This window comes from Chryseobacterium oryzae (genome assembly GCF_022811665.1).
Taxonomy (GTDB): Bacteria; Bacteroidota; Bacteroidia; order Flavobacteriales; family Weeksellaceae; genus Chryseobacterium; species Chryseobacterium oryzae.
Genome location: NZ_CP094529.1, coordinates 879,085 through 891,300, shown reverse-complemented (window position 1 = coordinate 891,300; position 12,216 = coordinate 879,085). Strand labels below are relative to the sequence as shown.

13 protein-coding genes and 1 tRNA gene are annotated in these 12,216 nt (G+C 33.8%); 13 read left to right on the top strand and 1 reads right to left on the bottom strand.

Annotated features, from left to right (window positions below; genetic code table 11):
- Positions 1-16: 16 nt before the first annotated feature.
- From MTP08_RS04135 to MTP08_RS04125, 3 genes are read left to right on the top strand one after another with little or no spacing between them, the layout of a single operon-like run.
- On the top strand, positions 17-868 hold the full coding sequence (locus MTP08_RS04135) for a transketolase (RefSeq protein WP_209390753.1): 852 nt from the start codon (positions 17-19) through the stop codon (positions 866-868).
- A 7-nt stretch (positions 869-875) separates the two neighbouring features.
- Positions 876-1,535, top strand: a complete 660-nt coding sequence (locus tag MTP08_RS04130) for a hypothetical protein (protein ID WP_243577165.1) — start codon at positions 876-878, stop codon at positions 1,533-1,535.
- Between the two features lie 11 nt (positions 1,536-1,546).
- Positions 1,547-2,491, top strand: coding sequence for a transketolase family protein (locus MTP08_RS04125; protein ID WP_209390755.1), 945 nt, complete (start codon positions 1,547-1,549; stop codon positions 2,489-2,491).
- Positions 2,492-2,553: 62 nt separating this feature from the next.
- Here the strand turns inward: MTP08_RS04125 and miaA are convergent, their stop codons facing one another.
- The gene (miaA, locus tag MTP08_RS04120) at positions 2,554-3,468 is read right to left on the bottom strand and encodes a tRNA (adenosine(37)-N6)-dimethylallyltransferase MiaA (RefSeq protein ID WP_243577164.1); all 915 of its coding nucleotides are present in this window, start codon (positions 3,466-3,468) and stop codon (positions 2,554-2,556) included.
- A gap of 150 nt (positions 3,469-3,618) precedes the next feature.
- On the opposite strand from miaA, the gene MTP08_RS04115 reads away from it, so the two are divergent.
- The 10 genes from MTP08_RS04115 to aroC all read left to right on the top strand — a co-directional run bounded on the left by MTP08_RS04115 (position 3,619) and on the right by aroC (position 12,216).
- On the top strand, positions 3,619-4,476 hold the full coding sequence (locus tag MTP08_RS04115; RefSeq protein WP_243577163.1) for a YicC/YloC family endoribonuclease: 858 nt from the start codon (positions 3,619-3,621) through the stop codon (positions 4,474-4,476).
- 34 nt (positions 4,477-4,510) lie between these two features.
- Positions 4,511-5,074 (top strand): guanylate kinase, encoded by a 564-nt coding sequence (gene gmk, locus MTP08_RS04110; RefSeq protein ID WP_243577162.1) that lies wholly within the window; start codon positions 4,511-4,513, stop codon positions 5,072-5,074.
- A gap of 72 nt (positions 5,075-5,146) precedes the next feature.
- Positions 5,147-6,166 (top strand): quinolinate synthase NadA, encoded by a 1,020-nt coding sequence (gene nadA, locus MTP08_RS04105; RefSeq protein ID WP_243577161.1) that lies wholly within the window; start codon positions 5,147-5,149, stop codon positions 6,164-6,166.
- A 102-nt stretch (positions 6,167-6,268) separates the two neighbouring features.
- A complete protein-coding gene (gene folB, locus MTP08_RS04100) occupies positions 6,269-6,652 on the top strand; it encodes a dihydroneopterin aldolase (RefSeq protein WP_243577723.1) in 384 nt (127 codons plus the stop codon).
- Between the two features lie 25 nt (positions 6,653-6,677).
- Positions 6,678-8,039, top strand: a complete 1,362-nt coding sequence (locus MTP08_RS04095) for a DUF4403 family protein (RefSeq protein ID WP_243577160.1) — start codon at positions 6,678-6,680, stop codon at positions 8,037-8,039.
- Between the two features lie 25 nt (positions 8,040-8,064).
- On the top strand, positions 8,065-8,397 hold the full coding sequence (locus MTP08_RS04090; RefSeq protein WP_243577159.1) for an RDD family protein: 333 nt from the start codon (positions 8,065-8,067) through the stop codon (positions 8,395-8,397).
- Positions 8,398-8,582: 185 nt separating this feature from the next.
- Positions 8,583-8,653 (top strand) — tRNA-Cys (locus tag MTP08_RS04085).
- Between the two features lie 197 nt (positions 8,654-8,850).
- The gene (locus MTP08_RS04080; RefSeq protein WP_243577158.1) at positions 8,851-9,393 is read left to right on the top strand and encodes a glycine zipper domain-containing protein; all 543 of its coding nucleotides are present in this window, start codon (positions 8,851-8,853) and stop codon (positions 9,391-9,393) included.
- Between the two features lie 63 nt (positions 9,394-9,456).
- Positions 9,457-11,103 carry an LIC_10190 family membrane protein gene (locus MTP08_RS04075; protein ID WP_243577157.1) on the top strand — a complete coding sequence of 549 codons (1,647 nt, stop codon included), beginning with the start codon at positions 9,457-9,459 and terminating at the stop codon, positions 11,101-11,103.
- A 39-nt stretch (positions 11,104-11,142) separates the two neighbouring features.
- Positions 11,143-12,216 (top strand): chorismate synthase, encoded by a 1,074-nt coding sequence (gene aroC, locus MTP08_RS04070; protein WP_243577156.1) that lies wholly within the window; start codon positions 11,143-11,145, stop codon positions 12,214-12,216.

The window sequence follows — 12,216 nt, the reverse complement described above, 5'->3', positions numbered from 1 at the left end:
AATAAATCTAATAAAAATGAGTAAAAGTATTGAAGAGCTAAAATCTCTTGCAACACAAATCAGAAGAGACATTTTAAGAATGGTTCACGCTGTAAATTCAGGTCATCCCGGCGGAAGTTTAGGATGTACAGAATATTTCACTGCACTTTACGGCAAAGTGATGAACTATAATCTTCCTTTCACCATGGAAGGTAAAAATGAAGACCACTTCTATCTTTCTAACGGACATATTTCTCCTGTTTTTTATTCTACTTTGGCAAGATTCAATTTCTTTCCGGTAGAAGAATTAAAAACTTTCAGAAAATTAGATTCTAGATTACAGGGTCACCCTACTACTCACGAAGGTTTACCGGGCGTAAGAATTGCTTCGGGATCTTTAGGACAAGGGCTTTCTGTTGCATTGGGTGTGGCACAGGGAAAAAAATTAGACGGAGACCAGTCTTTGGTTTACACACTTCACGGTGACGGAGAATTGCAGGAAGGGCAAGTTTGGGAAGCTCTAATGTATGCTGCTGCCAAAAAAGTGGATAATATTATTTCTACCATAGATTATAACGGACAGCAGATTGACGGAAGTACAGAAAATGTACTTTCTCTAGGAAATCTTCATGCAAAACTGGAAGCTTTCGGATGGACAGTTCTGGAAGAAAAAAACGGTAACGACCTTGAAGCGGTTATTGCTATTCTGGAAAGAGCGAAAACAGAAACCGGAAAAGGAAAACCTGTGGCAATCATTCTTCACACGATTATGGGTAATGGTGTAGATTATATGATGGGAACACACGCTTGGCACGGGAAAGCTCCTAATGATGAGCAATTGGATACTGCATTCAAACAATTATACTTAGAAGCTCCGGCAGACTATTAGTAAAAGAATGAAAACATTATTTATTGTTTTTTCAATATTTGCTTATACTGTAATTTACGGTCAGAAATCAATTACTCTAAAATATGAAATTGATTATGCAACTAAAGAAAAAATGTATGTAAATAATGATAATAGTTTTTTGGTTTTTGAACAATCCAAAATCACTCCTTGTAATATCGTTACCTTACAGAACCAAAAATATAATTGTTTTGAAGGCAGCGTAAAAAACAAATTCGATTTAACAATTACAGATAAATATAATTGGGGAATTGATGACGTTGTAAATAAATTTGAAATCTTTTACAACGAGAAAAAAGGAATTTTAGCTATTAATGGATTCAAGGCTAAAGAATATATTGTTTTAAAAAACAACGAACTTATTTTCAGAGTTTATATAGATACCGACTCTAAAATAAACAACACAGGTTTTTTAAACATGATTCTTAATGTTCCTTTTTCTGAAATTAATTTTCCAAAAGGATTAATTGTAGGATTAAAAAACCAGAAAAATCAAGATGTCATTTTTTTTGAACTAAAAAAAATTACGGAAATTAATCACATTATTAAATATGATATCGAAAATGATATCAAAAAGAATAATGAGAGAGAGCAAAAAGAAAAAAGTAAATTTAAGTCTCCGGGAGTAATGGATAAACCTCCTTTTTAAAAAAAAATAAAATGAAATATACATATACAGAAAAAAAAGATACACGTTCAGGATTCGGAGCCGGATTGGCTGAACTTGCAGATACCAATCCTAACGTAGTTGCTCTTTGTGCAGACCTTATCGGTTCTTTGAAAATGGAAAAATTCATTGAAAAAGCACCAGAAAGATTCTTTCAGGTAGGTATTGCAGAAGCCAACATGATTGGTCTTGCAGCAGGATTAAGCATCACGGGAAAAATCCCTTTTACAGGAACTTTTGCCAACTTTTCTACTTCCAGAGTATATGACCAGATTCGTCAGTCGGTTGCCTATTCAGATAAAAACGTAAAAATCTGTGCTTCTCACGCAGGTCTTACTTTAGGAGAAGATGGTGCTACACACCAGGTTTTGGAAGATATAGGAATGATGAAAATGCTTCCTGGTATGACGGTAATAAACCCTTGCGATTACAACCAGACCAAAGCGGCAACGCTTGCAATTGCAGATCATCATGGGCCGGTTTATTTAAGATTCGGAAGACCGGTAGTTCCTGTTTTCATCCCGGAAGATATGCCTTTCGAAATCGGAAAAGGAATTATGCTTCAGGAAGGTACCGATGTAACAATAGTAGCAACCGGACATTTGGTTTGGGAATCTTTAATCGCTGCAGACGAACTTGAAAAAGAAGGTATTTCTTGTGAAGTAATCAATATCCACACAATTAAGCCATTAGACGAAGAAATCATCTTAAAATCTGTTGAAAAAACAGGTAAAATCGTAACTGCGGAAGAGCACAATTATCTTGGCGGTTTAGGTGAATCTATTGCAGGAATGTTGGCAAGAAAAAGACCTACAAGACAGGAATTTGTTGCCGTAAATGATACTTTCGGAGAATCTGCAACACCAGCTGAATTGATGAAAAAATATAAAATTGATTCTGAAGCTGTAAAAGAAGCGGTGAAAAGAATTTTAGCGTAATTGCTTTTTATATATAACAATAAAAGTCCTCTTTTCAGGGGACTTTTCTGGTATCTTATTCTTTACTTTTTTTGCTGAATATACTCTAATAAATCCTGAAAATCCTTATCTGAATATCCCAAAGAAAGATAATGAATATCATCCGCTTTACGATACCATGTTAATTGTCGCTTTGCATATCTTCGGCTATTTTTTTTAATTTCTGAAATGGCAAAATCCAAATCCCAATCGCCTTCAAAGTATGTAAAGAGTTCTGTATAACCTACGGTTTTTAAAGCCGTTAAATCTTTGAAGTGTTCGAGGCTTTTTGCTTCTTCCAAAAGACCGTTTTCCAGCATCAGGTCTACTCTACTGTTAATTCTTTCATAGAGTTCTTCTCTTTGAGCTTCAATTCCGATACGGATCACTTTAAAATCTCGGGAATTCTGCGACACAGCAATCAGTTCAGAATATTTTTTTCCGGTTTGCCAAATAACATCAATGGCTCTTAGAAGTCTTCTGTAATTGTGTATATCTACAACCTCAAAATAGCTTGGATCCAGCTCTTTCAAAATATCCTGAAGTTTTTCAATCCCTTCATTTTGCAGAATTTCCTGTAATTTTTTCTGATTTGCTTCATTAGATTCTGGCAAATCGTTCAGACCTTCAATTACGGCTTTTTCGTACATCATGCTTCCGCCAACAAGAATGGCTATAGTATGATTTTCAAAAATTTCATTAAGCTTGTTTAGTGCATCCGTTTCGTACTGCCCAATCGAATAATATTCTTCAACACCAAGATTTCCTATAAAATGATGCTTTGCTTCAGCCAATTCCTCTGCCGAAGGAGAAGCGGTGCCAATCTTCATCTCTCTAAAAAACTGGCGAGAATCACAGGAAACAATTTCGGTGTTGAAATGTTTTGCCAAGTCAATCGCCAAACGTGTTTTACCAATTCCGGTGGGTCCTACTACAGAAATTAAGATTTTATTTTTCACGATGCGAATTTACAAAAATGTGTTCACTTTGGTTTCAGTTTTTATTGGCGTAAATCCTATTGTTTCAACAGAGTTTAAATTAAAGTACGAAAAAAAAATCTCCTCAAGACATCAAATGAAATGTTTATCTTTGTAGAGTAATAAAAAACTATGATTTTATCAATGACCGGCTTTGGTAGAGCCGAAGGTGTTTTTGAAGGAAAAAAAATTTCAATAGATATTAAATCACTCAATTCTAAGAGTTTTGATCTGAATATCAAAGTTCCGTTGAGATACAAAGAAAAAGAATTTGAAATCAGAAAAATTCTTAATGACAGAATTATCCGCGGAAAAGTAGACTGCTACATCAATCTGGAAAATCTTGAAGAAAGCAGCGACGTAAAAATCAATAAAAATCTTATCGATTCTTATATTTCGGAACTTCGTAAAATTGCAGACGACGGTCCCGATTTCGAATACCTTAAAATGGCGGTAAGACTTCCAGACGCAATTACCTCAAGACCAGATGAACTGAATGAAGGTGAATGGGAAGCTTTGGCAACAATTGTGAATTCTGCTTTAGATAAATTTCAGGAATTTAGAAAAACAGAAGGGGCAATTCTTCACGAAGAGCTCGAAAAAAACATTCAGAATATAGAAAGTTACCTTTCTCAGGTTCTTCCTTACGAAGAAGTGAGAATTAATGCCGTAAAAGAACGTTACGAAAAAACGTTAAAAGAGTTTGAAAACCTTGATGAAACCCGTTTTTATCAGGAAATGGCTTATTTTACCGAAAAACTGGATATTTCTGAAGAAAAAGTAAGATTATCCCAACATTTGAAATACTACAAAGAAGTAATGGATACTGAAGATTTTAACGGAAAAAAACTAGGTTTTATTTCTCAGGAAATCGGAAGAGAAATCAATACTTTAGGATCGAAAGCCAATCATGCTGAAATTCAAAAACTTGTAGTAAAGATGAAAGATGATTTGGAGAAAATTAAAGAACAGACATTAAACGTTTTATAAATAAAATCCTTAAGCAAAAAGTCTATCGTTATTTATGAATAAGGTTATTATATTTTCGGCACCATCGGGAAGCGGCAAAACAACTTTAGTGAAATATGCTTTGGAAACATTTCCAGAGCTTGAATTTTCTATTTCTTGCACTACAAGACAGCCACGCGGAAACGAAATTCATACCATAGATTATCATTTTATATCTCCGGAAGAATTCAGACAGAAAATTTCTGAAGATGCTTTTGTTGAGTACGAAGAAGTTTACACCGACAAGTATTACGGAACGCTAAAATCTGAGGTCGAAAAAATATGGAATAACCAAAAAGTTGTTATTTTTGATGTTGATGTAAAAGGTGGAATTTCACTTAAAAAATATTTTAAAGATCAAGCTTTGTCGATTTTCATAGAACCGCCTTCCATTGAAGAATTGGAACGAAGGTTGATTAATAGAAATACAGACGATGCAGAAACCATTAAAACTAGAGTCGAAAAAGCGGAAGAAGAAATGTCTTATGCAAAAGATTTTGACGTTATTGTAATTAATGAAAATCTCGATCGGGCGAAAGGTGAAATAAAAAATTTAATAGAAAGTTTTATTAAAAACTAAATTTTGAAATTAGGAACACAAAAATTTTAAGATAAAAACACATTCCTAATTCCTTAATAAACAAAGTCTTATATGAGTACAGAAACATTAGACAAAGCAAAAGCAAATCTTCCTGTAAAGGGATTTTTAGATATAAAAGAAATTCAGATTCCTCAAGGCGAAGAGTTGGTAAAAGCAATATTAAAGCTTAAAGAAGAGAAAAACGCAGTTATTCTTGCACACTATTATCAACCAGGAGAAATTCAGGATATTGCAGATTTTTTGGGGGATTCTTTGCAGTTGGCAAGACAGGCAAAAGATACCAATGCAGATATGATTGTTTTCTGTGGAGTTCATTTTATGGCTGAAGCAGCAAAAATTTTAAATCCGACAAAAAAAGTAGTTCTTCCGGATACAATGGCGGGATGTTCTTTGGCAGATGGCTGTTCTGGTGAAGGTTTAAGAAAAATGCGCGAACAGCATCCCAATGCTCTAGTGGCAACTTACATCAACTGTAATGCAGAAACCAAGGCTGAAAGCGATATTATTGTTACCAGTTCAAATGCAGAAACGGTTATCGAAGCTTTGCCAAAAGACAGACCTATTATTTTTGCTCCCGATAAAAATTTAGGTAGATATTTATCCCAAAAAACTGGCCGCGACATGATTCTTTGGGACGGAAGCTGCATTGTACACGAAGCTTTCTCTATGGAAAGAATTGCCAAACAATTGGCAGATAATCCTGATGCAAAGCTAATTGCCCACCCAGAAAGTGAAGAAGCAGTTCTTAAACTTGCTCATTTTATCGGTTCTACATCTGCACTTCTTAATTTTGTGGAAAAAGACGACTGCCAAAAGTTTATTATAGCAACAGAAGAAGGTATTTTACACGAAATGAAGAAAAGGGCTCCTCATAAAGAGTTGATACCGGCTCTTGTTTTCGACGAAAGCTGTAACTGTTCAGAATGTTTTTACATGAAGAGAAATACGATGGAAAAACTGTATTTGTGCATGAAATACGAGCTTCCTGAAATTTTAATTGATGAAGAACTTCGCCTGAAAGCATTAAAACCTATTGAAGCAATGCTCGATCTTTCTAAAAGCATCAAATAAAATATAAGCGGGTTTTTCAACTCGCTTTTTTTATATTTGTTTCACAACTGTATTCTAAAAATAGAATTCAAATCATTAAAACTGAAGTCAAATAAACAACAAATCATGAGCAAAATCTTTTTAGAAGATGTAAAAATCTACGCTTATCACGGTGTTCTTCCTGAAGAAAACATTATCGGAACGAATTATATTTTAAACGCAGAAATTCATACAGATTTGTGGGCAGCAGCAGCTTCTGATGATTTGAATGACACGATTAGCTATGCAGATATTAATGAAATCATTCATGAAGAAATGAAGATTTCTTCTAAATTATTGGAGCATGTTGCGGGAAGAATTATCACAAAAATTGGAGAAAAATTCAGTCAGATTTCCTACATCAAATTAAAAATTACCAAAACAAGTCCGCCAATGAAAGGCGAAATGAAAGGAGCAAGTATCGAACTTGAAAAAAGCTTTCTATTAGGTGGAATCACTGAAAAATAATAATTTCAAAAACATAAATCTAAAAGTGAGAATTAGTTATTTCTTTATCCTGCTATTTTTTTTCGCAAAATATTCCGGACAAAGCAGCAATATTTCTGCTACTTATAATTTTCCTAAAATAAAATCGAGCATCACAATGCCGGTTACGATTCCGCTTGATGAGATTAGCAATATGGTGAATAAGTCTGTAAAAGATCTTATCTACATGGATGATTCTTACAACGACAATAATGATGATCAGTTTAAAGTAAAAGTCTGGAAAACCCGACCAATACGGTTAGTTGGCGACACCAACGGAAATATTCTAATTGAAGTTCCGCTAAAAATATGGGCAGAAAAAGGAATCGGAACATTGGGAATCTATACTTATCAGCAGACCACATTTGAAACGGTGATGTATTTTAAAACTGCCGTCAGTTTAAAAAATAATTGGTCGGTAAGCACTTTTACGCAACCCATGGGTTTTAAATGGGTAGCAAAACCTGTTTTAGATTTCGGTAAAATAAAAATTCCGATTACTTCTTTGGTGGAAACAAGCCTGAAAGAACAACAGTATAAGTTCTGCAAAACAATGGACGAGCAAATGGCATCGCAGCTCAACTTTCAGGAGTACGCCGTTTTAGCCTGGAATGCTTTCTCCCAACCATTCCATATCTCTGAAGAGTACAATACTTGGCTGAAAATTACGCCCATCAATATAAATATTACACCATTAAAGTTTTACGGAAACCAAATTGACACCAATATTGGGATTGATATTTTTTCTGAAACCTTTACAGGAACAAAGCCGGAATCTTCTCCAACTGCGAAAAGTGTTATGAATTTCAATTCTATCCCTGTTCTTGCCAATGAATTTCTTTTGCAAACGACAGCGAATATTCCATTTTCTGAAGCGACTCATATTGCCAGAAAAACTTTTTTGGATAAAGAATACGACATTCGGCATTCTAAAGTGAAAATCACAGATATTAAAGTGTATAAAGACGAAAACAGAATAATGATAGAAGCAGAAACAGAAGGTTATGTAAACGGTACTGCTTTTATTTCCGGAATTCCTGTTTACGATGAACTTAAAAAGAAAATTGTACTTTCTGAAACAAAATTCAAGCTTAAAACCAATAATATTCTTCAAAAAACAGCTACTCTTCTGTTTCGGGGAAAAATTGTAAAAATGATTGAGGAAGAATACGGAATTCCTACTTCCGAACTTGAAATTTCTTCTAAAAAAAGTATCGAAGACGCCTTCAATAAAGAATATTATAAAGGATTAAAGCTGAATGGAAAAGTATCGGATTTAAAACCTCAGCAAATTCTTCTGAATGAAAACGGACTTACTGCGGTAATTGATACCAAAGCATATCTGAAACTTATTATGAAAGGAATGTAAACCTACAATTATTAAACGAAAAACTATGAGAAAATATTTACAGATTGTAGACCGTAACCGGGCTTCAAAATGGAAAAGGTTCGCCAATCTTATTATAGATAGAATAATTTTTAACCTATTTTTCTTGGTGATCGGATTTGCAGGAGCATTTCTGGATAGGATTTTAGAACAGTATTATTTTACAGATTTATTAATTGAGTTTTCAGAAATCGGAAGACTTTGGGATATGCTTATTACCTCAATACTCTTTTTTACGTACACCTTTCTAATGGAGTTTTTTACAAAAGGGCGCACCATTGCAAAGTACATTACAGGTACCAAAGCAATAACTATACATATCGAGAATTGTTCCTTTTGATTTTCTTTCGTTTTTAGGAGAAAACGGATGGCATGACTCTTGGAGCGATACCAGAGTAATTAACATAGAAAAATATAATGCTGAAATACAGTACAAAAGAGAAATAGAACAAATCGGGAATAAAGAAATTGCATGAAAAATTTGCATCAAAATTTATTTTCACTATATTTGCACCACTAAAAAATGGTACTTTGGCCGAGCGGCTAGGCAGTGGTCTGCAACACCATCTACAGCGGTTCGAATCCGCTAGGTACCTCATAAAACCTGTAATAATCTACAATAGATTTTTAGAGGTTTTTTTATGCAATAAAGTTATTTTATTTAATGTCTTATTAAATAATTTTTAAAATAATTTAATCTTTTTAACATTTCGTTAACTAAAATTTGGCTTCATTATTGAAAATACATTTCCGTGAGTAGTCGTTGCTCACCAATAATTAAAAATTTTGAGTTATGAAAAATATAGTTTTAGCAGGAGTAATCTCAATATTTGCATTGACGGCCTGTAAGAAGAACCAAGATTCTGTAGCAGAAAAAACTTTAGAACAACAGAAAATGGATTTTCAGGTAAGACAGCTTGAAATAGAAAAACAAAAACTAGCTATAGAAAGAGAAAGATTTCAATATGAAACCCAAAAAAGAGCCGACAGTATTGCAATCGTAGAAAAAGAAAGAGCAAAAACTGCCGCAGCTGCGAAACCTCAAATTATACGAGAAACCAAAACTGTTTATCGTGATGCACCTAGATCTTCTAGCGGAAGCAGTTCGGGAAATAGCAATGGAACATCACAAGGTACAACAGCAAAGAAAAAAGGAATTAGCGAAGCCGCTAAAGGTACAGCTATCGGTGTTGTAAGTGGTGCTGCATTAGGAGCTCTAGTGAACAAGAAAAACCGAGGTGGAGGTGCCGTAGTTGGAGGTATTATTGGCGGTGCTACAGGATATACTTTAGGAAGAGCTCAGGACAGAAAAAGTGGCAGAGTTCAGCCAAGATAAATTTCAAATAATTTTTACATATATACTTTCGAAGAGATTGCTTATTTTTAGGCAATCTTTTTTATGTTATTTATATTTTTCTCATTGGTATTTATCATTCCTCTCCTTATGGGTTGGGGAAATCTGTTGGACAAGATTTTCCCGAGCAAAATAAAAGGAATTTCGGGAAAAATGATAAGTGGTATTTTATTTTTAGGGCTAATTTTCACAGCATTATCATTTTTTATAGCTTTAAATATTTATGTAGAAATTCCCGCTGTACTTATAGGATTATTTTATTTTTTCAAGGATAAACTCTATTTGGATTTTTATAAAATACCTAAAGGAAATGCTGTTTTACTTTGTATTTTCAGTGCCATAGTCCTTTATTGTGGTTCTTCTTATCCATTTATCTTAGACCATTTTGGGTATTATGTTCCATCAATAAAATGGCTTACAGAAGTGGGATTGGTAAAAGGAATTTCTAATCTCGACCTTATTTTAGGGCAAATGTCGATGTGGCATATTTTACAGGCAGGATTCAGTAATTTTTGCGATCCTTTTCTTAAACTGAATACCATATTACTAATTATTTACCTTTTTTACATCATAGAAAATAAAAGCTGGATTCATTTGTTTTTCATTCCCGTTCTTTTATTTTTCACCCAATCTCCAAGTCCCGATTTGCCGGTCATAGTACTTTCTTTAATTATTTTGAATGAAATTTTCATAGGAAATAAAGCCATATCATTTTTATTTGCTTTATCGGTTTTTGCATTTTCAATTAAACCAACCATTATTTGGCTTCCTTTTTTTATTATACTTTACTCTATTTTCTGTGTAAAACTAGACGTAAAGAAACTCATTTTCGGGTTTTGCATTTTTTTGCTGTTCATATTTAAAAACATTTGGACATTTGGGTATCCAGTTTTCCCGGTTGCGGTTTTAGACTTAGGATTTTCGTGGAAACCCAATCCGGAACTTTTATATTCATCCTCCCAGTTGGCAATTGTAAAAACATACGACGAACAGTTTTCTTATCAGGAAATTATGAAGTTCTCTTGGTTTGAATATATTAAAAACTGGTTTCTTATTCCGGGAATTAAATCTTTTATTCATATAGCTTTTGTCCTGACTTTGGTAGGATTTATTATTTTCAGCTTTATCAAAAAAAACAAAATCATAAGTATTCTTTGTATATCTGTTTTATTAAAAAGTATTTTGGTTTTACTTTTTTCTGCCCAGTACAGATTTTTTCTTGAAGTATTTTTTGTCGTGTTTTTGGTAATGGGTTATCAGATATTCAGTAAGAAAATAATTGTTTCTTTTTCGCTGATTATGAGTCTTTTATTTTGTGGAATTTTCACTTTTCCGAAGCTCATTCAGCAATCGATTCCGAGTTTTCAGTTGGGTAAATTTATTGTTGAAAAAGATTGGATGCAGTTATACAAACCTTCTCATTATCAATACAAAAACTTTGAAAAATTCAAAATTGGCAATCTGAAATTTAATGTAACGAAGCAATATCCATTTAATTTTGACACTCCAATTCCTGCAATTTCAGAAAATTATGTATTTGATTACCAAAAAGCCAAAATCTTTCCTCAAATGATTCACAAAAACGACATTAAAAAAGGATTCATCTGGAAGAAACTGAACCATGCTGAAGAAAAAGAAGTGGAAAAAACAGTTCATGCGATTAAAAGTCATTATCCACAAACTGAGAAATAATTTGCAGGTTTTCTAAATAAAAAGCAATAATTTTGTATTATGTTCAATTCATTAGGTAATCTTCTTAACCTCACAACTTTTGGTGAGAGCCACGGCATAGCGTATGGCGGAATTATTAATAATTTCCCTTCGGGCGTAGAAATAAATTTAGAGAAAATACAGTACGAACTCGATCGTAGAAAGCCCGGTCAGTCAGCAATCGTTACACAAAGAAAAGAGAGCGATAAAGTAAAATTTCTGTCCGGAATTTTCGAGGGAAAAACTACGGGTACACCCATTGGTTTTTTAATAGAAAATGAAAATCAGAAGTCGAAAGATTACGATCATATCGCTGAAATGTACCGCCCAAGTCACGCAGATTTTACTTACGATCAAAAATTTGGTATCCGTGATTATCGCGGCGGCGGAAAATCTTCGGCACGCGAAACTATCAACTGGGTTGTTGCAGGAGCTTTAGCTAAGCAGCTTTTACCAGAAATAGAAATAAATGCGTATGTTTCTTCCGTAGGTGATATTTTCTGCGAAAAACCATATCAGGCTTTAGATTTTTCTAAAACTGAAAATAATGATGTGAGATGTCCAGATGCAGAAACTGCCGAAAGAATGATTGCCAGAATTAAAGAGATTAAAAAAGAAGGCAATACGATAGGCGGAACGGTTACTTGCGTTATAAAAAACGTTCCTGTAGGAATTGGTGAACCTGTTTTTTCTAAATTACAGGCTGAACTCGCAAAAGCAATGTTGAATATTAATGCCTGCAAAGGTTTTGAATACGGAAGTGGATTTTGTGGTGCAAAAATGACGGGTTCTGAACATAATGATTCTTTTAATCCCGATTTCAGTACGAAGTCCAATCTTTCAGGAGGAATTCAGGGTGGTATTTCCAACGGAATGGATATTTATTTCAGAGTCGCTTTCAAGCCGGTAGCCACTATTTTGAGACCTCAAGAAAGTGTAGACAAATATGGAAATCCTGTTATTGTGGAAGGTAAAGGAAGACACGATCCATGCGTAGTTCCAAGAGCTGTACCAATTGTAGAAAATCTGGCTGCTTTTGTGTTAGCAGATCTATTTTTAATTAATAAAACAAGGAATATAAACCAATTTAAATAA

Excerpts from the sequence above, each read along its gene's own strand:
- MTP08_RS04135 (WP_209390753.1), top strand. The coding sequence starts at position 17 with ATGAGTAAAAGTATTGAAGAGCTAAAATCTCTTGCAACACAAATCAGA.
- MTP08_RS04080 (WP_243577158.1), top strand. The coding sequence starts at position 8,851 with ATGAAAAATATAGTTTTAGCAGGAGTAATCTCAATATTTGCATTGACG.
- MTP08_RS04075 (WP_243577157.1), top strand. The coding sequence starts at position 9,457 with ATGTTATTTATATTTTTCTCATTGGTATTTATCATTCCTCTCCTTATG.
- nadA (WP_243577161.1), top strand. The coding sequence starts at position 5,147 with ATGAGTACAGAAACATTAGACAAAGCAAAAGCAAATCTTCCTGTAAAG.
- MTP08_RS04130 (WP_243577165.1), top strand. The coding sequence starts at position 876 with ATGAAAACATTATTTATTGTTTTTTCAATATTTGCTTATACTGTAATT.
- MTP08_RS04115 (WP_243577163.1), top strand. The coding sequence starts at position 3,619 with ATGATTTTATCAATGACCGGCTTTGGTAGAGCCGAAGGTGTTTTTGAA.
- MTP08_RS04125 (WP_209390755.1), top strand. The coding sequence starts at position 1,547 with ATGAAATATACATATACAGAAAAAAAAGATACACGTTCAGGATTCGGA.
- MTP08_RS04090 (WP_243577159.1), top strand. The coding sequence starts at position 8,065 with ATGAGAAAATATTTACAGATTGTAGACCGTAACCGGGCTTCAAAATGG.
- gmk (WP_243577162.1), top strand. The coding sequence starts at position 4,511 with ATGAATAAGGTTATTATATTTTCGGCACCATCGGGAAGCGGCAAAACA.
- aroC (WP_243577156.1), top strand. The coding sequence starts at position 11,143 with ATGTTCAATTCATTAGGTAATCTTCTTAACCTCACAACTTTTGGTGAG.